This is a genomic window from Streptomyces sp. NRRL B-1347, from assembly GCF_000720325.1.
Taxonomy (GTDB): Bacteria; Actinomycetota; Actinomycetes; order Streptomycetales; family Streptomycetaceae; genus Streptomyces.
In genome coordinates this window covers 1-255 of sequence record NZ_JOJM01000323.1, presented here as the reverse complement: position 1 = coordinate 255, position 255 = coordinate 1, and the positions used below count along the sequence as shown (strand labels likewise).

General features: G+C 60.8%; 1 protein-coding gene. It reads left to right on the top strand.

The annotated features are described in order from the left end of the window. Window positions 1–61 precede the first annotated feature (61 nt). The coding region (locus IG74_RS54105; RefSeq protein WP_324607551.1) for an AMP-binding protein at window positions 62–255 on the top strand (194 nt) is incomplete at its 3' end.

Below are 255 nucleotides of genomic sequence, written 5' to 3'. Positions count from 1 at the left end.
GGAGCGGGATCGTCTGGTGCGTGGGTGGAACGACACTGGTCGTTCTGTTCCTGAGGTGTCGTTGACGGAGTTGTTGGCGGCGCAGGTGTGTGAGACGCCGGATGCGGTCGCGGTGGTTTTCGAGGGCGTTGAGTGGTCGTACGCGGAGTTGGATGCGCGGGCGAATCGTTTGGCGCGGTTGTTGATTTCGCGGGGTGTGGGTGCGGAGTCTCTGGTTGCGGTCTGTATAGAGCGTTCTAGTGAGTTGGTGGTATC